This window comes from Verrucomicrobium sp. BvORR106, assembly GCF_000739655.1.
In the GTDB taxonomy this organism is placed as follows: Bacteria; Verrucomicrobiota; Verrucomicrobiia; order Verrucomicrobiales; family Verrucomicrobiaceae; genus Verrucomicrobium.
On sequence record NZ_BATR01000085.1, the window covers coordinates 1 to 24,860 of the forward strand.

The window sequence follows — 24,860 nt, forward strand, 5'->3', positions numbered from 1 at the left end:
CAAGCCGGACCTTCGGCCCTCATGAGCCTGCACAATCAGCCGACTGTGAAGTGGATGCGCCGCAGCTTCTCTCATTCGCGCTCGGGGCATATTCCTTTTCCCTGATGGCATTGGCCTTTAGGCGGTCAGGACACCGTCGCCCAGCGCGTCGCACTCGCTGTCCGGGCGACACCAGACTGGAAGACACAAGACAGAAGACCTGAGGCGATGGGTGAGTTGGGGTTGGAAGTGAGACAGGGGATTAAGGATCGGCGGAATGCTTCACACATTCCGGAGGCCGCGTCGCCCACTGAACCGGCGGGACGCCGGTACCACCCACCGGCTGGAAGCCGGTGTCACTTGCTGCCAGTCCCGGAGGGACGTCGGACAGTAGCCGGTGGTGGCAACCACCGGGTCCCTCATCCCCTCCATCCTCGCGTCCCGGAGGGACGCCGGACCGATCCGCCGCACCCCTGAGCAAACTAAAGTTTGTACTACAAACAGCTTCACCCAACCTCCCACAAGCCCCCAGGCCGCTTCACCTCCATTTCGCTTCCAACACCCCCAACGCCTCACCCACTGACGCACTGCCAACTGCCTACTGCCCACTGAAACTTGCACGCCCCCCCAGCCGGGTGCACAATACCGGCCCTCTGCGTTCGCGCTCAAACCTCGCTCTTATGCTCACCCCGTATCTCCAACCCGATCTCGCGACTTTCAAGGCACGTGCCGCTCATGGCAATCTCGTGCCGGTCTGGGTGGAGCTGGCCGCCGACTATGAGACGCCGCTCTCGGCGTTCCAGCGCATTCATGACGGGCGTCACGCCTTCCTGCTGGAGTCGGCCGAGCTGACGCAGCATTCCGGCCGCTACTCGCTGCTGGGCAGTGATCCGCGTCTGGTCTTCACCGCTCGCGGGCGGGAGATCACCATCGAGGAAAAAGGCGCCACCCGCACCTACACCGCCGAGGGCGACCCCCTGAAGGAGCTGGAGGACATCATGGCTGTGTTCAAGCCCGCCATGCCGCCGCCCTCCCCGGTGTTCCACGGCGGGGCCGTGGGGTACCTCAGCTACGACATGGTGCGTTTCTTCGAACCCACCCTGCCGCCGCCACCCAAGGATGAGCTGGGCGTACCGGACATGGTGTTTATGATTGCGGACACCGTGATCATCTTCGATCACAAGCATCGCAAGCTCACCGTCGTGGCCAACGTGTTCATGCCCGACCACGAGACGCCCGAAGCCGCCTATGCGTGGGCCAACACCCGCATCCATGAGGTGGTGGCCAAGCTTGAGGCCCCGCTTCAGGTGCGCACCCTCCAGGCCTTTGCGCCGGAAGGAGGAAACAACGTGCCCGCTCCGAGCGGCAACACCACCCAGGCCGAGTATGAGGCCATGGTCCTGGCGGGCAAGGAGTACATCAAGGCCGGAGACATCTTCCAGTTCGTGCCTTCACAGCGGTTCGAGACCGAATACACCGGCAGTCCGGTGGATCTGTACCGGGCCCTGCGGCATGTGAACCCCTCGCCGTACATGTTCTGCCTCAACTTCCCGGACGGCTTCTCCCTCGTGGGCAGCTCTCCGGAGGTGCACGTGAAGTGCATCGGCGGCAAGATCGAGATCCGTCCCATCGCCGGCACACGCTGGAGGGGTGCCACGCCCGCAGAGGATGACGCGCTGGCGGCAGAGCTGCTGGCCGACCCCAAGGAGCGTGCGGAGCACATCATGCTGGTGGACCTCGCCCGCAACGACGTGGGCCGTGTCTCCGAGTACGGCACGGTTCGAGTAAACGAACTGATGGTGATCGAGCGCTACTCCCACGTCATGCACATCGTGTCCAACGTGGAGGGCACGCTCTCCCCGGAGCGCAGTGCCTATGACGTCATGCGCGCCACCTTCCCGGCGGGCACTGTGAGTGGTTCGCCGAAAGTACGCGCCATGGAGATCATCAACGAGGTGGAGAAGAGCAAGCGCTGCGCGTATGCCGGTGCCGTGGGCTACTTCGGGTTCGATGGAACTCTGGACAGCTGCATTGCGCTGCGCACCTGTGTCTTGAAGGATGGCAAGGCCTATGTCCAGGCGGGTGCCGGTGTGGTGGCAGACTCTGATCCCACCTATGAATATCAAGAGACCTTGAATAAAGCGAGAGGCATGCTTCGCGGCCTGCAGAGAGCGAAAGAGCTGTCTGCGTAAAATAAATTACAACCAGCAGGGGGTGGTGGACGTTTTATCCATTGCCCGGTCATTTGGGTGAGTTCTGGAAATTTTATAACAAATCTGGCTTCAGGGATTGCACCCTCAAGTCGGCTCATGGTAAAATCACCTTTACGCCCGACCCCCTGCGGAAATCATGATTAGCAAACAGTTGACCCAACCGTTGATTTGTTCGCTGGTGGCCCTAGCCGCGTCCTCCGTGTTTGCCCAAACGCAGACACTGACGCCGGTAGCCGCCAACATCACCAGTGAGAGTGCCTCCCTTGGCGCGCTTTCGGTGTCGCGTCAAACCCTTGAATCTCAGTCAGGCTCAGCCACTTTCGCCCCCTTGCCGCGGGTGTTCGCGCCCACGCTGCCCCGCACCACCTACACCCGTTATCCCTGGAAGACGGACATTGTGGCCACGGTGTTCTGGGTGGGGGAGCTTCCCACAGAGAACAACCCGACGCCCAATACGGCCAGCTCCTGGGACACCCAGTGGACCGCCAACTTCGGGGGGTATGACGATCCCGATCCCGCCCGCCGGGCCCCGGACTACCGTCCCGCTGGATTCGTGCCCAAGCAGAACCCGTTCTACGTGGCGCTGCCCTATAACGACTGTATTGACTACAAAACGACCAAGGCCACAGCCGCCAAGCTGATCCCCTGGTTCAAAGAGAAGTTCCGGGAGTCCGGAAAGTCCGTCTGCCGGGACCGCTGGATCGCCGTCCGTGCTGGCGACCGGGTCTGCTACGCTCAGTGGAGCGATTGCGGCCCCTTCCTGACGGATGACGTGGACTACGTCTTCGGTGATGGCCGCCCGACCAATCCCAAGAACAACGGAGCCGGTATCGACGTCTCCCCGGCGGTCCGGGACTACCTCGGCTTCAAGACCAACACCAAGATCGACTGGCGTTTTGTGGAGGTGGACGAGGTGCCCAACGGCCCCTGGCGCGCCTACGGCACCAACAATCACTTCGTGCAGCAGGCTGGCCGCGACAAAGACCTCGTGGCCTCCCGGCTGGAAGAACTGCGCCGTCAGCGGGATGACTGGTTCCGCGGCAACGGCAGCGGGCGCCAGCTTCGCTGACCCATTGGATTATTTCCTGATGAACTCCTGCCTGAGGATGCTGGCTGCGACCACCCCTCCGGCAGGATTTTTTGTGTCTGTGGGGGGCCGCGTCCGTTGCTCCACACACCTCCCTTCCTTCTGCTTGACTGAAAAGAAGGCCGCCGTGACCATGTAGTGATTCATCGGTCATGAGCAACTACGCCACCAGCCGCTCCCGGCGCTCTTCTCCCTCCTCGCAGTCCATGCCGGGCTGCCTCAAGGCGTTGTTGATCATCTTCATGACGATCGTGGTGACGGGCTTGATCCTCGTCTTCGTCGTCGGGGGCGCCGCGCGGGATCTGGTGGACAAGTGGTCGGGTGGTTTCGTGAGCCGCGTGACCACGGTGAAGGCCAGCAGCGTCCTGATCGACATCGGCCGCACCCATGGCGACGTTTTGGAAGTCGCCTCGCCGTTGAAGACGATGGAGCTTTTCAGCAAGAGCGACGCCCGCTTCGCCGCCTGGGGCAAGGTTTACCTCGGCACCTCCACAAGCGAGATCAAGGTGCCGGCCTCCTACCGGTTCCACATCAAGCTTTCCGAGCTGAAGGGCACCCAAATCAAGGACAAGGTGCTGGTCGTGAGAGTGGCTGCCATCTATCCCAGCCTCCCCGTCGCGTTCGACACCGCCGGTGTGGAGAAGCGATCTGAAGACGGCTGGTTCCGTTTCGATGGAGCCCAGCTTCTCGCGGAACTGGAAAAGAACCTCACCCCTGAACTGGAGCGCCGTGCCAAGCAGCACGTCCCAGTGGTGAAGGAAACGGCCCGCAAAGACATCGAGCAGTTTGTGCAAAAGTGGATCGTGGAATCCCACCCCGAGTACCGCGAGAAAATCAGCAGCGTCCGCGTCGTGTTTGAAGGCGAGAACGAGGAAAAAATCCTCGAGCGTCCGCCGGTGGTGCCGTAGCCCCGCGAAGCGGGGAGACACAAGACTTCAAGACACAAGACGTAAGACTTGAGTCAGGGGTGGCTTGGGGCTGGAAGCTCGGAGCTGCCTGCGAAGGAGCGTTCCCCGCTTCAGGCGACAAGGAAACAACTAGCTTGAGGCAAACTAAAGTTTGAACAAACAGTTTTCCCTGCCTCGCTCCTGCAAGCGCAACTCCACCCCAGGGAGGCCGCCTCGGCTTGCCTTCAGTCCCGGAGGGACGTCGGACAGTAGCCGGTGGTGACAACCACCGGATCTCTCGTTCTCTTCACCTTGCGTCCCGGAGGGACGCCGGATCGTGGTTCCCCTGACGCAACCTCAAGCTTGAACCACCACCGATCTTCCGCTGGCCCCCCTTTGGGGTTCTGTGAAACTACATCGAACCAACTCTCTGCTCAGTCCCCACTCGCTTGCGGATGCCGCTGCTGCTCCGCCTTGCCCGTCGATTCATGTGCGCCATCTCCGCGCCGCAGGACACCCAGATCAGGACCAGGAGCATCAGAATCACCGGGGCCGCACTGATGGCAGTCGCCTCCTTCCATTCTGATAGGGTGATCAAAAACACGGTGTAGGAGAAGCCGCCCAGCACGCTGACGAACCGAACCCAGCGCTTGATTGCAAACGGCGCAAAGGCGCCTGCAAGCAGCACCAGTGCCGTGTAGGCATGCCCGCTCCAGAAGGGGGACAGCAAGGCAGCGGGACCATCGAGCAGAAACATGCCGAGGATGCCCATACCATGCCCTCCCGCGATGATGAGGCATTGTGACGAGGCGAAGATTGCCACCGCCATCAGCACATCCACCCACCAGGCATCCCACTTTGACTGTCGCATCGAGTGGGGCATGAGGCAGAACGGGAGGGAAAGGGGGTAGGGGGCTGGAGAACGAAATAGGGAGGCATCGGTGACGATGCCCATCTTGATTCGCCCCTTGCCCAGGAGTTGGCGGCATGGAGCTGTGTATTTGCGCTCCTTGTGGCCAGGCGGATTGCATCACACGCAATTTTCCAATCAAGCGAGCCATAAAAAAAGCGCAGGAGCCTTTCGCCCCTGCGCTTCTCAAGTCTTTGGTCTTCCGCCTTCCAGGCTTTTGCCTGCGGCGCGGCCGGATCAATGGGCCAGGTAGCGCTCCGCTTCGAGCGCTGCGGCGCAACCCTGGCCGGCGGCGGTGATGGCCTGGCGGTACACGTGGTCCGCCACGTCGCCCGCGGCGAAGAGGCCGGGGATGTTGGTGCGGGTGCCTTCCGTCTGGACGATGTAGCCGTTCTCGTCGGTGGTGACGCTGCCGTTGAGGAACTGGGTGTTGGGCACGTGGCCGATCGCTACGAACACGCACTTCAGTTCCAGCTCGTTCTCCTCGCCGGTGACGAGGTTCTTCAGCGTCACGGCGCGCATTTCACCCTTTTCATCGGTGAGGTACTCGCTGACGGTGCTGTTCCAGATCGGCTTCACCTTCGGGTTGGCCAGTACGCGGTCGGCCATGATCTTGGAGGCACGCAGCTCCTCGCGGCGGTGAATGAGGTACACCGTGCTGGCGAAGCGGGTCAGGAAGTTGGCTTCCTCCGCGGCAGAGTCGCCGCCGCCGATCACGGCGACCGGGACGTTGCGGTAGAAGGCGCCGTCACAGGTGGCACAGCTCGTCAGACCGCGGCCGATGAGGGACTTCTCATTGGGCAGGCCCAAGTGACGCGGAGAGGCGCCGGTGGCCACGATCACCGTCTTGGATTGGATGACCTTGCCGTCCGCCATGGTGAGGTCGAAATGACCCTCAGGGGTCTTCTGCACGTTCTCCACCTGGGAGTACTCAATGCGGGCGCCGAACTTCTCAGCCTGGGCCTGCATCTTCATCATCAGATCCGGGCCCATGATGCCTTCTGGGAAGCCGGGGAAATTTTCCACGTCAGTCGTGGTCGTGAGCTGGCCACCGGGCTGGCTGCCGGAGAGGAGCAGGGGGGTCAGGTTGGCGCGTGCGGTGTAGATGGCTGCGGTATAGCCAGCGCAGCCGGTGCCGATGATGATGACGTTTTCCATGGTGGGCAATAGGATACGATTCTACCTAGCGCAGGGGTGAAGGGGTGCAACGGGTTTCGCACCCTTCCGGGCCGACTTTGGTTGACGGTGTGAGGGCGGGGCGCTCCTGTTATTCCATGAGAAACCCATCCCTCTCTCTGGTGCGGAGGCTCGGACCCCTTGCCAGCGTCCTCCTGCTCTTTTTCACATTTCTGGCTACTGGATGGGGCGCGGAAGAGGGCGTGCCTGCTTATGAGGGGCACTCCCAGTTCTCCCACTTTCCCAAGCCGCTCCCCCTGTACGAACATGCGGAAGGAGCGGGTGCATGGCAGATGATCAAGGAGCGGGCGGCGCAGGAACCGTTCAACGTGGCCGCCACCATCATCTTCGTCCTGGCCGTCCTGCACACCTTCGTGGCGGGGATCTTCCGCGAGTGGGCTCACGATCTTGAAAAGCGCCATCTCGCCAAGCATGGCGACGACACGGAGCGGGTCTCCTTCTGGGCGGTGACGCTGCACTTCTTTGGCGAGGTGGAGGCGGTCTTTGGCCTCTGGATCGTCGCCCTCGCCGGGGCTGCCCTGTACTTTCACGGTTGGGCAGATCTGCGGAACTACCTCGGGCATGATGTGAACTTCACAGAGCCGCTCTTCGTCATCGTGATCATGGCCATCGCCGCCTCTCGACCGGTCGTGAAGTTCGCCGAGGCCTGCATCGGCCAGGTGGCAGCCTTTGGGAAAAGCACCCCTGCAGCCTGGTGGCTGGCGATTCTGACCGTCGCCCCGCTTATGGGCTCCCTCATCACGGAGCCCGCCGCGATGACCCTGGCCGCGCTCCTGCTTTCCCGCCGTCTCTATGCGTTGGCACCGAGCCGCACACTCGCCTACGGCACGCTGGGGCTGCTCTTCGTCAACATCAGCGTGGGCGGGACGCTCACCCATTTCGCCGCGCCTCCCATCCTCATGGTCGCGGCCCCATGGAAGTGGGACACGGCCATCGTCTTCGGCAACATTGGCTGGAAGATGATCGTGGCCATCCTCATCAACAACGCCGCGTATTTCCTCGTGTTTCGCAAGGAGCTGCGGAGTCTCGCCGCGGCCAGTTCCCGGGCCCGGGCGGAGGACCGCGTGGAGGAGCCCGTGCCTCATGAGGTGACGGCCGTGCACTTGTTCTTCCTGGCCTGGACGGTTTTCACGAATCATTACCCTGCGCTCTTCATCGGCGGGTTCCTCTTCTTCCTCGGGTTCGTGGAAGCCACTCGGCATCATCAGAGCCCGGTGTCCCTGCGCTCCCCGTTGCTGGTGGGTTTCTTCCTCGGGGCGCTCATTGTCCACGGCCGGTGCCAGTCCTGGTGGATCGAGCCGCTGCTGACCAGCGCGAATCTCCCGGAATGGGGCCTCCTCCTGGGGGCCGCGGTGTTGACCATGTTCAACGACAACGCCGCCATCACCTACCTGGCCGCACAGGCCCCGGGACTGGGAGACTTTGCCAAATACGCCGTGGTGGCCGGGGCGGTGGCCGCCGGGGGCATGACCGTGATTGCCAACGCACCCAATCCGGCCGGGCAGAGTCTTTTGGGCCATCACTTTGCGGGAAATGTCCAGCCGGGGAAGCTTGCTCTGGCTGCGCTTTTTCCTACGGTCGTATGCATCCTTGCGCTGTTGTTCCTGCGTAGTCCGCTCATGGGCTGAAAAGGAAGTGGCATGCCAGAAAATTCCGCCATCACGCCCCCGTATCTCTCCTCCTCCTCCTCCTCTTCATCATCGTAGTAGTCTCGTTTGTTTATGTTTACAGGCATTGTTGAAATCGTCGGCACCGTGCAGAGCATTGTCTTCCGGGAGGGCGGGGCGCGACTGGTGCTTCACGTGGGACCCATGGCCGCGGAGTTGACCCTGGGTGAGAGCGTGGCTGTGAACGGTTGCTGCCTCACCGTGACAGAATTTGACGGCACGGCCCAGACGGCGGTGTTTGACCTGCTCATCGAGACGCTGAAGGTCACCAGCCTGGGTGAGCTCAAGCAGGGCAGCCTGGTGAACCTGGAGCGCGCCCTGCGCCTGGGGGATCGCCTCAGCGGCCACTTCGTGCAGGGGCATGTGGATACCACCGCCCCCATCCTGACCCTGAAGAAAGTGGGCATGGATCACCAGTTTACTGTGGGGCTGGCGCTGGAGTGGGCCCACCTCGTGGTCCACAAGGGCTCTATCTGTGTGGACGGCATCAGCCTCACCATCGCAGACCTGCAGCCGGACCGCATGACCTTCTGGATCACTCCGCACACGCACGCGGTCACGCACCTTCCGGACAAAGCGGAGGGTTCAAGGGTCAACCTGGAGTTCGACATGCTCGCGAAGCATCTGGAGCGGCTCGTGCATGTGAAGCCGGCGGTGGGGGCCTGAGTTGGGGCCCTGTTGAGTTGAATCGCATTGAGTAGAGCGCATCCCCATGGCTGGTGAACCGCCTCCCCGCGATCCGCATCGCTCGCGCTTCTGGCTGCTGGCGGTGGTCGTGGTCGGCTTGATCATCCTGCCCTTCTGCATCTGGGGCCAGTGGTTTGAGGAAACCTTCTCCCTGGAAGGGGCGCGCCGCTGGATGGAGTCCCTCGGCCCCGCCGCCTGGGTGGGGGGCGTCCTGCTTCTGGTGGGGGATCTGGTCCTGCCCGTGCCGGGCACCGTTGTCATGTCCGCCCTGGGGCTCGTCTATGGCTGGTTCTGGGGGGGCGTCGCCAGTGTCGTCGGCTCCGCCTTGTCGGGCGTCGTGGCCTACTGGCTCTGCCGTCTCTTTGGCCATCGCGCCGCCCTCTGGCTGGCAGGCGACAATGGGCTGAAGAAAGGGGAGCAGGTGTTTCAAGGAAACAACGGCGGCTGGATCGTCGCCCTCTCCCGCTGGATGCCCGTGCTGCCCGAGGCCGTGGCCTGCCTGGCTGGTCTGGCCCGCATGCCCTGGCGCACCTTCTGGATCAGCCTCCTGTGCGGCACGGTGCCCCTGGGCTTCACCTTCGCCGCCATCGGTGACTTGGGCCATGATCGACCGGGGCTCGCCATCGCCCTGAGTGCACTCGCGCCCGTGGCGTTGTATGGCCTGGCGGCGGGGAAGCTGAAGAAGCTGAGGTCTTAGCCAGTGCGTCAGTGGGCAGTGCGTCAGTGGTCAAGGTGTTGCGGCTGGAACGGTGGTGGGAGCATCTTGGCGCTGGCCGGAGTCTTGGGAAGCTCGGGGAGCGCACGCATCCTGCGTGCCGTTTCCGGCATCCTGCCGGAAACGTCAGTCGGGCGTCACCCAGACATCGCTGGCCGATGGTCGGTATTTGCTGCCTCCTGGCCCTCAACACCTGGCCCCGCTTGCGGGGCTATGGAGTGCGCGCGTGAAGCGCCGCTTTGTCCAGCCGGTGAAGCGTTCGTCAAACGATGATGCCCCGCCAGCCCATTCGCCCCATCGCTCTGCTCGACCCATGAGGTTCTACGAAGCACATCGGGTCCGCGAAAGCGGCGCTTCACGCACGCACTCCACAGCGGCTTCGCCGCCAGGTGGAGTATCTCACCAACAGCAGTCCATCTGTCGGCTTCCCATCTCCCATGCAGCGTGCGCTAGCAGGATTGACTTCCCGCCTGCTTTTCGATTTACATCAACAAGATGAAACCCCATGGCGCAAACTCCTGGCCGCTTCTTCTCTTGATCGCGGTCACCTTCGCGCTTCAGAGCGTCACGCCCACATTCGCCCAGAAGCCCGCGGTTCCGGATCCCGAAATCATCGCGGACAGCGTTGGGGGCGTTATGATCTTTCCCAGCATCCGGTTGTTCCGCGAGCAGCGTCGGCTCCAGCTGGAGACTCTAAAGGAGACTGCCTACCGCTCGAAACAGGGCGAGTACACGGCGTGGAAAAGCCAGCAGACGGTGGGGTGTGAACTGGCCTGCAAGCTGGCGATGCTGATTCGGCGGGATCTTGCTTCTCCCGGTGAGCGCGCCATCACCCACCTGATGGGATTCGAAGAACCCCAGCGTGAAGGCACGGATCGTACTTGGTATCTGGTGCCCGCCAAGGACAGCCTGGTGGGGGACTGGGTGGTGCAGATCGTCGCGGAGGCGCCTTTCCCAGATCAGGTGGTGATTCGGTTTAAGGAAACGGGAGGTGCCGCCGCCATGAGGCTGGCAGAAGCCAAAGAACCGTTGCCCGAGAAATCCTCCGATGAATCCCGGCGCTGGCTGCTCCGGAGCTATGCGCGAACGGTGCAACAAGACCGGCAGCAGTATCTTGACCTCCTGGGAGAGTTGTCCCATTTCGAGGACAAGAAAGCGATGACCTTCTTTGCCGGGCAGATCGCTGAGCTCTTTGAATCGCTGGAGACCAGCCAGGTGAGCAATCTGATCAAGCTGGTGAACGCCGGGATCCTGCTCAAGGGTGAGCGCTTCGAGCCCATCCGCGAGGCGTTCCACATCGAGCGTGGAAAGAATGGCTGGGGAATCTCGTCGTCGGGAGAAGGGCAGAAGAGGTATGTTTTGAAACTGGCGTGGGAGCCCGTTTTTCAGTTCACAGGCTGGCAGTTCGAGGTGGTAACGAGAGTGGCTGGAGATGGGAAGGAGGAAGTGGTGGAAAACTGTCGGCTGTTTTATGAGTGGGGGCCTGCAAGGTAGTGGTTGCGCGGGAACTTCAGTCGCACGTCCCCCAGGCATTTCAGGCCGACGGTCCGTACTTGCTACTTCCCAATCCCCAACACTTGGCCCCGCTTGCGGGCTATGGAGTGCGGCGTGAAGCGCCGCTTTCGCGGACCCGATGTGTTTCTTAGAACCTCATGGGTCGAGCAGGGCGATGGGACTCATGGAGCTGGCGGGGTATCACCGTTTGGCGAACTCTCCACCCGCTGGCGAAAGCGGCGCTTCACGCCGCACTCCACAGCGGCTTCGCCGCCAGGCGCTGCCCCTCTATCGCGAGCAGATCACCCATCAGCTTTCAACCTCTCCCACATCGCGATTCTGAATCACTGACCCACCGAATTACTGAGTTGCTGAATTATAGTCGCCCGCTCGTCGCCAGCACCACAAACAACAGCCCGAACAGCAGCGCCAGGGCGTACTTCACTTTGGCGGTATGCCGGTGCTGGAATCGGATGAGCGCATCACTGCGCAGGCCGCCCCAGGCGAGGCCGAACACGGTCGCCAGAGGGACGATGAAAGCGAGGTTGTACAGCAGGAGGAACCCGGTGGCATTGGAGGCTCCCGACTTCATCGCATAGACAATCGTAGGCAGATACACCTGGCCGGTGCAGGCCAGCTCCAGCACGCTGATGACCACGCCCGCCCCGAAGGCGGCGATGACAAACCGGTTTACGCGGGTGCCGGTGCGGATGACGCCGCGGATGCGTTCTTTCAAAAATCCGGGGAGCTGCAGGCTCATGTCCTGCAGTCGGCCCTGGCTGGCGAGGCGGGCATCCCGCCAGCTCAGCACGGCCACCACGAGACACCCGAGCGCGAGGATCCAGTTCACAATCGTGCCGATGGTCTGCAGGGCTGTCAGGCGGCTCACCACCTCCACCAGGCCCAGGCCGAGCACGAAATACGTGATGAACACCCCGCAGATGAAGGACATGCCCACCAGCAGAATCTCCCGGGAGGTGCGCTTGGCCACTTGCAAATAAGAGAGGAGGAAGATGATTGTGGCAAAGGCGCACGGGTTCACCCCATCCAGCAGCCCGGCAAAGAAGATCACGGCCGGCTGGAGGGTGTGCACACGTTGCTGCACCTCCTCTTTGGCCAGCGTCAGGTCCTGAGTCTGCGTCTGGTGCCACACGTCGGTCTCGCCCGTTTCCGCCACATCGCGGATGGCGCTGGCCAGGGTGGGGCGGTTGATCTGCTCGGTGATGAACACCCCGCTCTGCAGGAAGACGGCGGGCGTCTTCAGGCGGTCGGCCGGGGGCACGTTGAAGCGCTGGGAGAGCGCCTCATACAGAATGACGGCCTCCGGCTCGCGGATGTTGTGTTCTTGAACCTTCAGTCCGGTGTATTGCGTGCCCAGGGAGGAGAGCTCCTTGCGCACCTTCTCACATTCGTGACAGCCGGGATTGTGGAAGAACAGGACAGTGACCGGGGCCTTCTCAATATCCACCGAGGACGATTCGTCCGCGGCGTCGCTGTTTTCCGGAGCGAACTGGGGCTGACCGGCATTCGCGAGGAGTGTGCCCGCCTTTCCAGCTTCGGCGACGTACGCGGTGAACTCGGTGAGGGTGTCCTTGCCCAGGCTGCCGAAGTGCCTCTGGATGGCCTCCACCTGGCTTTCATTCACGTGTTTCCAGTCCATCCGCTCCAGCAGCGGGGCCAGGCCCTTGCCCAGCTTCGTGTAGTTCCTCTCCACGAAGTTGGTGAGCATCTTCGCGAGTTCTTTGCGGTTGGCCGCGCGGTCAAAGAGGTCCAGGTAGGTGGGCAGGTGCACCTCCTCCCGGCTCACCAGCAGGCTGGACATGGCGGCGAGGCGCACGCGCTCTTCCTTGTCCTTGGTCAGTTCCCGCAGGGCTGCCAGGCCGGGCTCAGACAGGCGGTTCCGGGTGGAGGAGGAGTCAGAGAAATAACTGTCGCCTTCGTCTTCCAGGACCGTGTTGTCGTCCAAGTGGTGCTCCCAGGGCCAGGATCCATCGGAAAGGGCGACGGCGGTCGCCTCCCGCACCCAGGCGGAGGGATCCTTGGTGAGGGTGGGGAGGCGCGCTTCCAGCGTGCGCTTGCCGCCCTGGCCCAGGCTGCGCACCGCAGCTCGGCGCACCCAGAAGTGAGGGGAGGAGGTGGCTCGCTCCAGCAGCTCGGTATCGGCAGCCTTGGTACGCTCCCTCAGCATGATGGCCGCCAGCACCTGGCGGTCCACGCGGGAGTCATTGACCAGCAATCGCGCCTGTTCGGAGATCATGCCGCGGGATTCGCGGTCTGAGACCATGCTCTCCAGCCGGGACTGGTAAACGTCCCCTGCCTCCAGCACGGCATCCCGCCGCATGAGTTCTAGGAAAACCAGTTTGATGGGGACGGGCACCTTCTCTTCATAGAAGGCGCTTGCCACAGCCTTGCGGCGGATTTCCCGGGAGGGGTCGCGTAGGAGGCGCTGCCAGATGTCCAGCGATCCCGGTTGGGGGTTGCGGCTGAGCAGATCCGCCAGGGCCGCCCGGTGCTGGACATTGAGATGAGGCCACCAGCGGAGGAAGTGCGCTGCGCCTTTCCCGCTGCCGCCTTCCACCAGCTTGTACGCTGCCATCAGGGGCAGGTCGGGCGTTTCACCTGAAGGTTTGTCTGCCGAGGCTGCCAGCCGGTCCATCGCCTCAGTGGTGGATTTGGGCGGCCCGGAAGGAGTCGCCGATGCCTCGGGCCCGGGCGCAGTTGCCTCCGCACCTGGAGGCGGCGCAGGGGCGGGAACGGGCGTGTTGGCTGGAGCTTGGGCCGGGGCGGTCGTTGCCGTGTCTGAGCCAGCACCCAGGAATGCCGCGTGCAGACGGTCCACCAGATTTTCCTGGCCTGGTCCGGGAGCCGGGGAAGCAGGGGCGGGTGCAGACGTGGTGGGGGCAGTCTCGGGAGAGGAGTTCGAGGCGTCACTGCCGGTGAAGGCCGCATGCAGACGGCTCACCGCGTCCAGTGCGACTGCTGGAGCAGGCGCAGAAGTGGCTGTTGCGCCGGTGGTGCCCGGGGCCGTCGATGAGGTGGGGGGCGCAACCGGAAGGATCACGTCGGCCGTGATTTCCTTGAGCCGTTTTTCCAGCACCTGGCGGGGTGCGGTGAGCGCCTTGTAGGGCGTGTTGAGCTGGTCCAGCACCGCCTCCTGACGAGCCCGGTCCGTGCCGCTGAGCACCTCGATGAGCAGCGGCTGCACGGTGGCGCTGTCATTCCCGTACTTGGCCAGCACGCGCAGGGCGGCGCAAGCGATGTCGGGGTTGGGATCGCGTCCGTAGCGCAGCAGGAGCTCCATCTCCTTGTCTCCACGCGGGTTCACGCTCGTGAGGCCGAAGGCGAGAAGCTCGGGAGAGAGTTTGGGAAACTGTTCCAAGATCTTGTCCGGCACCGGCTTTTGCATGGTGGCGAAGGCCTTGAGCACCACCCCCTTGAGCTCGTCATCCGCGGCAAAGGCTTCGCTCAACGCTGTGGTCGCATCCCGCTTGTCCCCGCCAGTGGCCTTGCGCACCATGCCCAGCAGCCCGCTGGAGCCAAAGGAATCACTGCCGCTTTCACGAGCGCTGGCGGCGATGGCGATGACGGCGGCCTGCCGCACGAAGCTGTCGCTGTCCTTGAGCAGATTGATGGCGTCGTCCCCCAGATTGCCAAGGCTGGCCTTCGTGGCGCATTGCAGCGCGGCAGCTCGGACCCGCCAGCTGGGGTGCTTGAGGCAGGCCACGATCTGAGCCTTGGCATTGCGCGCGGCCCCGCTCTGTAGACTGAGGGAGAGCAGCGCGGCGGAGACGAGGTCCTCGTTCTCGTGGTTCAGGAAACCTACGAGCAGCCGGGTGGAGATGGCGGACTCCACCTTGCCAAAGCCGCGGATGGCGGCATGGATCACGTTGGCATCCTTCTCGGTCTTGAGATGCGTCTCGATGATGGCCAGGGCGGGCTTGTGATTTGTCTGGAACAGGAGATCCACGGCCCGCTCCCGCACCAGAGCTTCACGGTCGTTCAACATCTCCCGCACGATCGGTAGCACCCGTTTGCCAGCTCCAGAGATGCCCTCCATACCTTCCACCCGTTCGTCCCGATTTCCAAAGATCAGCATGCGGGCCAGGCGCGGCGCATCAGGCACGGCGCTGCTTTCCAGCAACAGGCGGTACTGGGCCTCCTTCAAGCGGCCTCGAGCTCCCTCCTGAAGGGACTTCTGGGAGGTGAGGAAATTCTCAATAGCCCCGATGGCTTGCGGGGCATAGGGGTGGAGGCGGCTCATGGCGCGCTCCACCTTGGTCGCATCGCCACCCAGGATGTCCTGCAGATAGTCCTGCAACTGTTCCGGTTGGAGGTTGGCCGCGGCAGCCACATTTGTCCCTTTGCCCGCACCGGTGGCGGCCCAGGTGCGCCAACGCTGGAGGGACTCGGCTCGTTCCGCGGGATCGGTTTGCCAGGGATCGTAGCCTTGGTCACTGCCAGCCAGATCTTCCAATACTTCCAGGGCACCGAGTCTTACGGCGAGATCTGCATGGTCCAGCAGAGCGACCCAAGCGGCAGCAGGAAAGGGCTGCACGGTACGCAGTTCATCCAGCGTGGTCGTGCGGGTCTCCATCTTGCCCAGACCGCGGGCCATGGCGGCCCAGTCCAGATCCTCCGTGGGCTGGGGAGCGGGGGAGGTGGTCGCCGTTCCGGTGGCTCCAGCGGGAGGCGGCTTCACCGGCGCAGTCACGCCAGTGCCCGGCCACAGCAGCAACGCGGTGGCGAGCAGGAGAGGGGGCCACGAGGGGCGGACGCTGTCAGTGCAGCAGAGCATAGGCGAGGATGTTCACATTGAGCTGAAGGCTGTTTGCGATCTCATTGCCGCCGCAGCAGCAGCAACCGGGCGCATTGGCCGTGTTGTTCAGACCATCGGGCGAGTACACCACCACGAGGCGGCCCTCGTGCTCAAAGCCCTCCAGCGCGGAGTGGCCGTCGCTCTTCTTCAGTCCCAGATCGTTTACAGGAAACACCGTGTTGAAGACCGGGTGCTTCATCTCCAGCTTCGTGAAGACCTCCTTGCCGAAGATGGTCTTCATCTCCCGCCGGAAGGAGGCGTTCCACTCCGCGTTCGAGCATCCGGCGGAGGCCAGCAAAAAGCCGCCGTTGGTGAGGAAGCGCTTCAGGTTTTCCCGCTCCTTCGGCGTCAGGCTGAAGTCGCCCTCACCCGTCATGACAACAAACGGGAACTCAAAGAGCTCATCCCCCGCCAGCTTCACCGGGCGGAACCGTCGGTCCGTGGCGATGCTCGTCTCCTTCTGTACGGAGCTCAGGAATTCATCGCTGAAACACGTGGAGGTCTTCCCACCGCCGTAGATGAGATTGCCACACTGCACGATGCCTTCTTTGGCGGGACTGGAAACAGCCAGTGTCAGCGTGAGGGTTAGGATGGATAGGAGAGTTTTCATGGGACCAGGGGATTGGGTTCTTAGTGCTTGGTGCTTAGTGCTTGGTTGGTCCTGGGAGAAAGGGTTGTGCTGGGTGATGTCGGACTGAGCCGACTGAAGCAGGTACTCCAACGATGGAGTTGGAGCGGAGAGGGTTGGAGTACCGCCTTTAGGCGGCTCAGTGGATGTTTGAAGCTGAAGGTTCGAGGTGTCATGGCTGCATTCCACTTTTCACTTTTGACTCTTAACTTTTTACTTCCCTCCAGCCCCGCTCCCCCCTGACGCGCCGTCTGCCTTAGCTTCCCCTTCTCGCGAAAAATAATTCTTCACCGCCTCCCGGTATTTCATGGGCACTTCATCCAGGCTGGGGCCGGAGCCTTTGGCGTTGGGGACGGTGGCACCGGGGAGGGTGTTGGAGGCGGTTTCTGGCTGGCTTGTGGCGCTGCCGCCTGCTCGGCCGTCGCCAGATTTGTCACCGGTGCTGCCGAGTGATTTGGGACCGTTGAGCTGGAGTCTAGGTGGGCCGATCAGGGGAACGGGAAGCTGGGTGCCCGCCATGCTGGAGCCGCTGCCACCTTTGGCACCGAAGCCCTGTCCGCCTTCGCCGGTGCCGCCTTTGGAGTCGGGCCCCTGGCCCTGACCCTGGCCTTGCGCACGGCGTTTCAGGGCCCCCATCATCTGAGCCAGCGCTTCCTGCTGGCCGGCACCGCCGCTGCCCATGCCGCCGGGCATGTTGCCCTGGCACATGTCGCAGAAGGGATTGTCCGGCTGCCCCAGGATCTGGTCCAGATTGCCGCGGGCCAGCAGGGAGTCATTGCTGGCACCGAGCAGGTCCCCTTTGCCGATCTTGGTCACGGCGTCGCCCATCTGCTTGGCCACGTCAAAGTTCTTGAGCCCCTCCAGCACCTTCTCCGCGCCCTCCTTGAGCTTGGCGGCGGATTCCGGGAGCTGAGCCAGACGCTCGGGAAGTTTTTCCTCGACCTCGCGCAGCCGCTCCTCATTGCGAAGTTGCCGCTGCCGCAGTTCGCCCACCTTGTGGCGGTTGTTGGTCATGCCCACGGCCAGCTCTTCCGCGATGCGGGCCAGGGTTTCGGAAACTTCCCGCTGCTCCTGGTGGATGGCCTGGAGTTCCGCACCCATCTCCGCCACAGCGGCGATCTTGGCAAACTCGTCTGCCATCTCCTTCTGCTCATCGAGCTTGTCTGACCCGGCCCGGAGGCGCTCCCGCATTTGCTTGGCCAGCTCTTCGGCCTTGGCGGGATTCTCCCAGCCGGATTGCCCTTCCAGATCCTTGGCATTCTTCTCCAGCTCCTCCTGCAGATCGCCGGAGAGCTCGGACAATTCCTTGTCCGTGGCAAAGGCGGGGAAGTCATCGGCAAAGTCACCAAACCACTGTGCGGCCTGCTTCTGCTTGTTGAGCGCTCGTTGGCGGGCCGCCTCGATCTTCTGGCGGTCACCGGAGCGGGCAGCCTCAGCCAGTTCATCCAGTGCCTTGGCCGCGGCGTCCAGCGTATCACGCAGGACCTGGTAACGGGCGGCGAATTCCTCGATGCTGGTGCGCACGCGGATCTGCTCGGCGTACTCCTCCTCAGAGATGATCTTCACCTTCACCGGGGTCGAGGAGCTTACGCCCATGAGGCTGGGGTTGCGGTCGCGCGCCTCCAAGAGGAACTCCAGGGTCTGCCCGGGGCTCACTCCCAGGTTCGTGAGCTGGATCTCCCGCTGCACCTCCACTGAACGCTCCCCACCCACGCCAGGCAGGGCGGTGGCGCGGTCGCGGAAGCCATCTGCCGTGCGCACCCAGGAGGCGCGGTCCAGGCCGATGTCATCCGACACCTGCCATTGCAGCTTCACCGCGCTGGAGGGGGTGGCCATGGCAAAGGGACCGGGGGCGAGGAGATCGATGGCGGGCTTCTCGTCCGGCACCAGCCGCTGGAGAAAGCGTACGGGCTCCGCCATGCGGGTGCCGCGGATGTCCCGCAGATCCACCGTCCAGCGGCAGTCGCGGCTGATGGTCCAGCGGAACTCGACCGTGCGGGGATCTCCCCGCAGCGGGGTGCCGTCCACCTTCTCCACCACTTCGTTGTTTCCTTCGACCCTGGCCTCCAGGAGGCCGCCGGAGAGCGGGCGGTTGCTGCTCAGGCGCAGGTGTACCTCAGAGCCGCGCAGGCCCTGGATCTCCCCGGTGAGCGTGCCGGGCACCGTCTTGCGGCCCGCGTAGCGTGGCGGGGTGACTGTCACTTCCGAGCGCTCCAGCTGCGGCTGCCACAGAATCTCCACCGGCACCCAGGCCGACCGGGCACGGCCGATGGCAAAGGCCACCTCCAGCGGAGTGGTCACGCCCTCCAGCTTCTGAGCAAATCGTTGCCCTGCCTCGCGGAAGACGGGCAGGCGGTCCACCTGGGCGTTTCTCGCACTGCGGGTGAGCAGGTGCACCTCCACGCCCTCCACCGGTGCTCCGGTGATCTCCGCGGCCAGGGTGAGCGCCTTGCCATAGATGACGCGGGGCTGCGAGGGATCGAGGTCAAACACATAGCGGCTGTAGGGCGGCAGCTCGCGACCGGGCTGGAACAGGCGCTGCGCGATGAGCGAGGTCGCCCGGGGTTGCCAGATGGCCAGGCCGATGACGGCAGCCAGGGCCACGCCCAGCAGCATCCACACCGGACGCAGATGGATGCGGGAGGTGAGGGTGTCCTCCGGCAGGGCGCGCAGCCGGGCGAGGGATTCGGCCAGGGCCCGACGCGTCAGATAGGTCTCCAGCGTGGGCAGGGCGGGCGGTGCTGGAGGTGAGGGGGGCGCCTCTGGGCCTTCGACTGCCAGATCAGAGCCGATGCTGGCCAGGCCGCGGGGATCACCCGTCACGGCATCAAGACGTTGTGCTGCCTCACCGATCGTGAACCGGCGGCTGCGCCAGAAGACCACGCCCAGCCCCACCACGACCGCGCCTGCCAGCAGCAGGGCGAGCACCGTGCGGCCCTGGTTTTCAAAGCCGAGCCAGGCATCCAGCAGACCCAGGACGATGGCCAGGGCCACCCAGGCTGCCGCCAGGGCCAGAGTGCCGCGGAGACGCAGCCGGGCGCGCACCCGGTCCCGGAAGTGGGCCAGTGTCTCGCGAAGTTCCTGTGGGACATCCATGGAGTGAAAAAGAGAAAAGGTTCAAGGAGACAAAAGATTCATCACGAAAGGCCCATCCGGCGGCGGAGGGCCCACTCCGTGCCCAGCAGGGCGACGGCGATGGCGAGGATCCACCAGCGGCTCCAGAGAGGATCCCAGCGGGCGTCCTCCAGTTGCAGGGGCACGTGATCGGGCTCCAGAGACTGCAACGCCGTGCGCCACTGCGGCAGGGGCAGGGCCTGGCCGCCGGTCTCTGACGAAAGCTTCTGAAGATAGGCGGGATCGGCACTGAGCTCGTCTGACTCCTGCGGCGGGGCCAGCACCGTGAGCGGCGCACTGGGGGCGGAAGCCCCGGCAGGCACCTGGATGCGGACCGTGTAGGCTCCTGGATCCCGCATGGCCACCAGGGCACCCCACTGGACGCCACCCGTCTCATCGCCGCCCAGATTGGTCGCCTGCACGCGGTGCTTCACCTCGTTGCCGGCCACCACCTCCAGCAGGGGCGGCGTGCCGCCTGCTGCACCGCGCTGGCCGATCCGGGCCCGCACTGTGGCCCCTGCAGCGACGGAGGAGGAGCTGAGTTTCAGGGAATAATCCTCGCCTGGCAGGAACTCCGAGTAGGTGGCGGCCCACTGGAGGAGCTGGAGCCAGAACTCCTTCTGACGCTCCGGCGCATCCGGCTTGCCGGGCTGGAAGGACCAGCGCCAGAGGCCATCGCCATTCAGCGTGGCTGCCATGCCGCGCCCGTAGCGGCGGGCCAGGAGCAGGGGCACCCCGTTCCCGCCCCCGCGGCGTTCGCCCATGGCCAGCACCCGGGTGAAGGGCTTCAGCTCGCTGAGGGAGCGCACATCATTGAGCGGCGGCAGCTTCTGCCAGAGCTCGTCCTTGGGCTGGGGCAGGCGCTCGCCGAAGAGGCCCACCTCCTCTCCCTCCAGGGTGGGCAGGAAGCCATACTCCGCCCCGGCCTCCTCACCCCAGCGTCCGGGTTCGAGGAAGGAAAGGTCCTGGTAGTCGCCCGCCCATGGCTTGCCACGGGAGAAGAGCACCGCCCCACCCTGGTCCCGCACAAAGGCGCGTAGCATCTCCACCCGTTGCGGGGTGAGGAAGCACTCCGCGCTCTTGCCAAAGACCACCAGATCATACTGCCCCAGCTCGGCCTGGTTGGCGGGGAAGATCTTGCTCGTCTCCTCCAGCTTCCGGTCATCGGAGCTGACCACGCGGTAGAATCGATCCGGGCGCAGGCGGTACACGGCCTCGACCTCCATGAGGCCCTGGCCACGCAGGAGTTGCGCGAGGAACTTCGTGTCCCAGTAAGGCGCGCCCTCCACCAGGAAGACGCGGGAGCGGCTCGTGAGGCGGCGCAGGCGGCAGCGGTCGGTGTTGTTGGCGGGAACCTCATCGCCCTCCCACAGGTCCATCTTCACGGCGTACTCGCCTTCGGCCGCAGCTTCGGGCAGGGCCAGGGTGAGGGCGGCCGTGGCATTGGCTTTGAGCGTGGCAGTGGCGCGGGCCACTTCCGCCCCGGCGGCGTCCAACACTCGGACAACGGGCTTCACCGCACCGAAACCACGGTTCGTGACATTGACCTGAACCGAAGCCACTTGACCCGGATAGGCCACGATCTGGCGACGCACCACCTGCAGGGCCAGATCCTTCCGGAAGACAGGGCCGCCCACCGCCAGCGTGTGTACCTTGATGCCCAGGGCCCGGGCCCGGCCCACGGCGTCCTGATAAGCGGTGTCCGCCGCTGCGGTTTCGCGCCCATCAGACAGCAGCACCACACCCTCCCAGCGTTGGTTTTCAGAAGCGGCGCGTTCCAGAAGCCGGGCCAGGGAGCGGGCAATCTCGCTACCTGCGCCGTCTGGCTTGGCCGCGTTGGGGCCAGCGAGGGTTTTGGAGTCAACGGCAGGCTCCAGATCCAGGGCAAAGGGGTGCAGCTCCACCCGCTCCGGATGTTTGGAGGCCTTGATCCACTCCTGCGCTGCCAAGGACGCCGCCTCCCAGCGGGTTTTGCCGCTGTTCGGCTCGGCCTGACCATCCGCCACCGCCATGCTGGCGCTACGATCCAGCAACAAGGCATAGCCCGGCGTCTCCTGCTCGCCTTCAGTGAGCCATCGACCCGGATTGGCCGCCACCAGCAGCAGCACCAGCAGCCCCAGCATTCGCAACGTGGTCAGCCCCAGCCGTACCCGTGGACCGCACGTGCCCGCGCCGCGCCACGCCAGCCAGGCCGCAGCCGCCAGCAGCAGCACGCCGCCCACGAGCAGCACAGGAAGAGGGAGTGTCGGAAGGAACGTCATTTCGGTAAAACAGTAATTAAGTAATCCGGTAATTCAGTGAGACGGAAGGGCGGTAGGGCAGGGAAGCTGTTGGAGTTCCGCCTTTAGGCGGTGAAGCTCGAAGCTGTTGGATTTTGAAGTTTGTCGTTTGAAGTTTGGTCTTTCCGCCCACCCCTTCCCCACCAGGCGAGGAGCAAAGACTCCAGGAGAAACGCCGCCGTGGCTGTGAGCAGCAGCCAGGGCCAGAGGGGCACGCCATCGCGGAGCTGGGCGAAGCTGAGGGCCGCGGCATTCCCGGTGGCAAGGGTCTCGCCAAACGGCACCGCCTCGGGGGCCAGGGTGCGCAGGTCCATCTCCTCCTCCGGCACGTTCACCGCCGTATGGGCCACTACATGGCCGGTGCCGCCCTGATTCTCCTGCACCACGAGCCAGCGGTAGAGGCCGGGCTCGAGCGGGCGGGCGGTGAAGTAACGCTGGCCACCGGTCTGCAGATCTTCCTGCACCGGCACCGCGGCATCGGTCTGGTCCATGAGTTGCACTTTGCCGCCCTCCAGCAGGCGGGCAGGGGACCATGCGGCGGACTGGCCGGGCTGGACCTCGGTGCCAGGCGGGAGGGCTGTGACGGGACGACTCTGAAGGATCACCTCGCCCAGGAAGGGGAGGAAGGCGGACTCGCCTGACCAAGTGGATGCGCCAGGGGCCATGGGAAGATTCCACCACCAGACGGCCCCCTGGTCCACCTTTTTGCGGGCCAGCGCCGGCATGCCGTCGCTGTAGGCCATGGTCAGGTCCCAGCCCTTGAGATCGTCTGCGCCTCCGGCAAGACGGGCGCGCTGATGAAAGAGACCACGGGCGGGATCACCGAATTCCCCGGTGCTGAAGAGCTGGAAGACCTCGGCCTTCTCATTGGCAATGCGCAGATGCCAGGGAGCATCCGTCGGCGTCTTCTCAAGGGAGGCGGTGAGGGCGGGTTGACCGCTGCCGACCGGGCCCAGCTGCCAGGGAGCGGCGAGCGGGCGGTACAACACGGTGCCGCCGCGACGCAGCACCTCCTGCACAGCTTTGGTAGTTTCCTCTCCCGAATCTGCCGCCACCAGGATCTCACAGGTGCTGCCCAGCTCTGCGACCGCTCCCTGCTGAACATTGGCCCACGGCAGGGCGCCCAGGGCACGCTGCCAGACCTCGCGCTCCTCTGGAGCCAGGGCCGTGGGTAGGACGCCCACCTTGAGCCCCTCCCGGGCGCGCCGCACAATGGCGCGATGGTCATCCATGGCGAAGCGGTCCTCCGAGCCCTGCAAGGTGGCCCTTACGACAAAACTGCCCACCTCAGTGATCGGGAGGTTCAGGCCCACCTGGGCCTCACCCCAGGGCTGCACCTCCACCTGGCGGGTGGAGCGGGCATCGCCCAGCGAGAACACCACGGTGGCAATCCGGGCCTCGGGGGAGAAGTTCTTCACCCGTGCCAGGGCCTGCACGTTCTCGCCCGGCAAGGGCTCCACCGGCTGCGTCTCCAGCCCGCTGAGGGCGAGGTTGGGCGCCTCGTTGCCCAGCTTCACTTTGAAAACTTGTACGTCCTTCGGCGCCGCGGGCAGGGTCTCCCGCCAGGCAGTCGCCTGGAGGTCGGAGAGCACATACATCTCCTTGGCTCCGGGGAGCTTCTCCAACCGTTCCAGCGCCAGCCGCAGAGCCCCCGGCACGTCCCCACGCTGACCGGACACGGTGGCGGCGCGCAGCACCTCCTCCAGCCGCTCCCGGCTGCGGCCCATGTCGGGGAAGACGGCGTCCGGCTGGGCATCCAGCCACACGAGGTTCAAGGATTCAACGCGACCTGCGGAACGGAGGATCTCCACCGCGCGGGCCACGGCCAGGGCAAAGCGGGACTGCCCGTCGCCGCTCGCGGCCATGGAGGCAGAGCGGTCCACCACCAGCATGAGGTGTTTGCCCTCGCTGCTCTGGGTCAGGTTCCGCCCGCCCACCAGCACGGGTTGAGGAAAGCACAACGCCAGGGCTGCTACGGCCAGGGTGCGCAGGGCCAGCAGCAGCCAGTCCTGCGGACGCCGCCAGCGGAAGGTGCGGCTCATGGCCCGGCGGAGGAACTCCACCGTGGGGAAGCGCCGCTCCGGCGGACGGATGCGGGAGACGAGATGGACGATGACCGGCGCTGCCGCAAAGGCGGCGAGCCAGAGCAGTCCGGGTTGCAACCAGCCGATGCTGAAGTTCATCGTGTGAGCCTCCTCAGGTGGTCCAGCCAGGGCTGGTCAGTGCGGGCCTGCACGAACTCCACACCCCGGCGGGCGCTGAGCTGGGACAGGCGGCGATGGTGCTCCTCCAGCTCGCGCTGGTAGGCGGCACGAACCGCCGAGGGATGCACGGGAAGGGCGGTGGCGGTCTCCATGTCCACGTAACGACGGTAAGCGGTGTCCGGCAGGAGGAGTTCCTGCGGGGTGAGCACCTGAAAGAGGAAGACGCGGAAGCCCCGGTGCAAGTAGGCACCCAAGGCGCGAAAGATGGCCGCTGGGTCATCGAGGAAATCACTCACCACCACCAGCGTGGCCTTGTGTTTCAGCAGGGGCAGGGCCCGTTCCAGCGCGACCGAGAGGGAGGTCTTCTGTCCCGGGGCATTCTGTTCCAGCGCGTGCAGGATCTGCTGCAGGTGGCCCCGCGTGGCCCCCGGCGGCAGGTGCTGGCGGATGGCGGCATCAAACAGCGTCAGGGACACGCGATCCTGCCGCAGGGTCACCAGATACGCCAGGCACGCTGCGAGGTGCGAGGCCCAGTCCAGCTTCGTCACCGCCCCCGGCTCCTCCGGGAAGCCCATGGACGCGCTGCTGTCCACAAAGAGGTGGCACTCCAGTCGCGTCTCCTGCTCAAACGTCTTCAGGTAAAACCGGTCCGTGCGTGCGAACACCCGCCAGTCCACCAGATGCGGCGCATCCCCCGGAGTGTAAGGACGGAACTCATGAAACTCCATCGAAGCCCCACGCCAGCGCGAGCGGTGCTTCCCGGAATGATGCCCCTCCACCAGCATGCGCGGCGCAAAGGCCATCGCACGCAAAGCACGGGCGTCTTCGGCACTCAGGTATTTGGATGAGGAGGAAAGTTTCAAGGAATGGATCGCTTAAGGATGATCAGACTGAGCCGCCTAAAGGCGGAACTCCAACCATGAAGTCGGAGCGGAGAGGGTTGGAGTTCCGCCTTTAGGCGGTGAAGCTTGAGATTGGATTTT

General features: G+C 64.3%; 15 protein-coding genes. 7 read left to right on the forward strand and 8 right to left on the reverse strand.

Annotated elements, in window-relative coordinates; translation table 11 throughout:
- Positions 1–659: 659 nt before the first annotated feature.
- From trpE to BV106_RS12870, 3 genes are all read left to right on the forward strand, one after another.
- Positions 660–2,171, forward strand: a complete 1,512-nt coding sequence (trpE, locus tag BV106_RS12860; protein ID WP_038165218.1) for an anthranilate synthase component I — start codon at positions 660–662, stop codon at positions 2,169–2,171.
- A 220-nt stretch (positions 2,172–2,391) separates the two neighbouring features.
- Positions 2,392–3,261, forward strand: coding sequence for a hypothetical protein (locus BV106_RS12865; protein WP_265595633.1), 870 nt, complete (start codon positions 2,392–2,394; stop codon positions 3,259–3,261).
- Between the two features lie 170 nt (positions 3,262–3,431).
- Positions 3,432–4,187, forward strand: coding sequence for a hypothetical protein (locus BV106_RS12870; RefSeq protein ID WP_038165219.1), 756 nt, complete (start codon positions 3,432–3,434; stop codon positions 4,185–4,187).
- Between the two features lie 391 nt (positions 4,188–4,578).
- Here the strand turns inward: BV106_RS12870 and BV106_RS12875 are convergent, their stop codons facing one another.
- Together BV106_RS12875 and trxB are read right to left on the reverse strand one after the other, a co-directional pair.
- Positions 4,579–5,049: a hypothetical protein gene (locus BV106_RS12875; RefSeq protein ID WP_265595634.1), complete on the reverse strand. Its 471-nt coding sequence runs from the start codon at positions 5,047–5,049 to the stop codon at positions 4,579–4,581.
- 264 nt (positions 5,050–5,313) lie between these two features.
- Positions 5,314–6,234 carry a thioredoxin-disulfide reductase gene (trxB, locus tag BV106_RS12880; protein WP_265595635.1) on the reverse strand — a complete coding sequence of 307 codons (921 nt, stop codon included), beginning with the start codon at positions 6,232–6,234 and terminating at the stop codon, positions 5,314–5,316.
- A gap of 116 nt (positions 6,235–6,350) precedes the next feature.
- Here trxB and BV106_RS12885 point away from each other — a divergent pair, with 116 nt between their 5' ends.
- The 4 genes from BV106_RS12885 to BV106_RS12900 all read left to right on the forward strand — a co-directional run bounded on the left by BV106_RS12885 (position 6,351) and on the right by BV106_RS12900 (position 10,836).
- Positions 6,351–7,901, forward strand: a complete 1,551-nt coding sequence (locus tag BV106_RS12885; protein WP_038165223.1) for a putative Na+/H+ antiporter — start codon at positions 6,351–6,353, stop codon at positions 7,899–7,901.
- 93 nt (positions 7,902–7,994) lie between these two features.
- A complete protein-coding gene (locus BV106_RS12890; RefSeq protein WP_038165225.1) occupies positions 7,995–8,606 on the forward strand; it encodes a riboflavin synthase in 612 nt (203 codons plus the stop codon).
- Positions 8,607–8,652: 46 nt separating this feature from the next.
- Positions 8,653–9,324 (forward strand): VTT domain-containing protein, encoded by a 672-nt coding sequence (locus BV106_RS12895; protein WP_038165226.1) that lies wholly within the window; start codon positions 8,653–8,655, stop codon positions 9,322–9,324.
- A 513-nt stretch (positions 9,325–9,837) separates the two neighbouring features.
- Entirely contained in the window at positions 9,838–10,836 is a 999-nt protein-coding gene (locus BV106_RS12900) for a hypothetical protein (protein ID WP_038165227.1), read from the forward strand.
- A gap of 376 nt (positions 10,837–11,212) precedes the next feature.
- On the opposite strand, the gene BV106_RS12905 is transcribed toward BV106_RS12900, so the two are convergent.
- From BV106_RS12905 to BV106_RS12930, 6 genes are all read right to left on the reverse strand, one after another.
- Positions 11,213–15,631: a cytochrome c biogenesis protein CcdA gene (locus tag BV106_RS12905; protein ID WP_038165228.1), complete on the reverse strand. Its 4,419-nt coding sequence runs from the start codon at positions 15,629–15,631 to the stop codon at positions 11,213–11,215.
- Positions 15,615–16,262 (reverse strand): DUF4159 domain-containing protein, encoded by a 648-nt coding sequence (locus BV106_RS12910; protein WP_051945732.1) that lies wholly within the window; start codon positions 16,260–16,262, stop codon positions 15,615–15,617. Before BV106_RS12910 ends, BV106_RS12905 begins: the two co-directional genes overlap by 17 nt.
- Positions 16,263–16,493: 231 nt before the next feature.
- A complete protein-coding gene (locus tag BV106_RS12915) occupies positions 16,494–19,376 on the reverse strand; it encodes a hypothetical protein (protein WP_038165229.1) in 2,883 nt (960 codons plus the stop codon).
- A 41-nt stretch (positions 19,377–19,417) separates the two neighbouring features.
- Entirely contained in the window at positions 19,418–21,655 is a 2,238-nt protein-coding gene (locus BV106_RS12920; protein ID WP_038165230.1) for a vWA domain-containing protein, read from the reverse strand.
- 83 nt (positions 21,656–21,738) lie between these two features.
- Complete coding sequence (locus BV106_RS12925) at positions 21,739–23,856, reverse strand: BatA domain-containing protein (protein ID WP_038165231.1); 2,118 nt, start codon at positions 23,854–23,856, stop codon at positions 21,739–21,741.
- Positions 23,853–24,740: a DUF58 domain-containing protein gene (locus BV106_RS12930; RefSeq protein WP_265595636.1), complete on the reverse strand. Its 888-nt coding sequence runs from the start codon at positions 24,738–24,740 to the stop codon at positions 23,853–23,855. The genes BV106_RS12925 and BV106_RS12930 overlap by 4 nt, the downstream gene beginning before the upstream one ends.
- Between the last annotated feature and the right edge of the window lie 120 nt (positions 24,741–24,860).

Excerpts from the sequence above, each read along its gene's own strand:
- trpE (WP_038165218.1), top strand. The coding sequence starts at position 660 with ATGCTCACCCCGTATCTCCAACCCGATCTCGCGACTTTCAAGGCACGT.
- BV106_RS12870 (WP_038165219.1), top strand. The coding sequence starts at position 3,432 with ATGAGCAACTACGCCACCAGCCGCTCCCGGCGCTCTTCTCCCTCCTCG.
- BV106_RS12875 (WP_265595634.1), bottom strand. The coding sequence starts at position 5,049 with ATGCCCCACTCGATGCGACAGTCAAAGTGGGATGCCTGGTGGGTGGAT.
- trxB (WP_265595635.1), bottom strand. The coding sequence starts at position 6,234 with ATGGAAAACGTCATCATCATCGGCACCGGCTGCGCTGGCTATACCGCA.
- BV106_RS12885 (WP_038165223.1), top strand. The coding sequence starts at position 6,351 with ATGAGAAACCCATCCCTCTCTCTGGTGCGGAGGCTCGGACCCCTTGCC.
- BV106_RS12890 (WP_038165225.1), top strand. The coding sequence starts at position 7,995 with ATGTTTACAGGCATTGTTGAAATCGTCGGCACCGTGCAGAGCATTGTC.
- BV106_RS12895 (WP_038165226.1), top strand. The coding sequence starts at position 8,653 with ATGGCTGGTGAACCGCCTCCCCGCGATCCGCATCGCTCGCGCTTCTGG.
- BV106_RS12900 (WP_038165227.1), top strand. The coding sequence starts at position 9,838 with ATGAAACCCCATGGCGCAAACTCCTGGCCGCTTCTTCTCTTGATCGCG.
- BV106_RS12905 (WP_038165228.1), bottom strand. The coding sequence starts at position 15,631 with ATGCTCTGCTGCACTGACAGCGTCCGCCCCTCGTGGCCCCCTCTCCTG.
- BV106_RS12910 (WP_051945732.1), bottom strand. The coding sequence starts at position 16,262 with ATGAAAACTCTCCTATCCATCCTAACCCTCACGCTGACACTGGCTGTT.
- BV106_RS12915 (WP_038165229.1), bottom strand. The coding sequence starts at position 19,376 with ATGGATGTCCCACAGGAACTTCGCGAGACACTGGCCCACTTCCGGGAC.
- BV106_RS12920 (WP_038165230.1), bottom strand. The coding sequence starts at position 21,655 with ATGACGTTCCTTCCGACACTCCCTCTTCCTGTGCTGCTCGTGGGCGGC.
- BV106_RS12925 (WP_038165231.1), bottom strand. The coding sequence starts at position 23,856 with ATGAACTTCAGCATCGGCTGGTTGCAACCCGGACTGCTCTGGCTCGCC.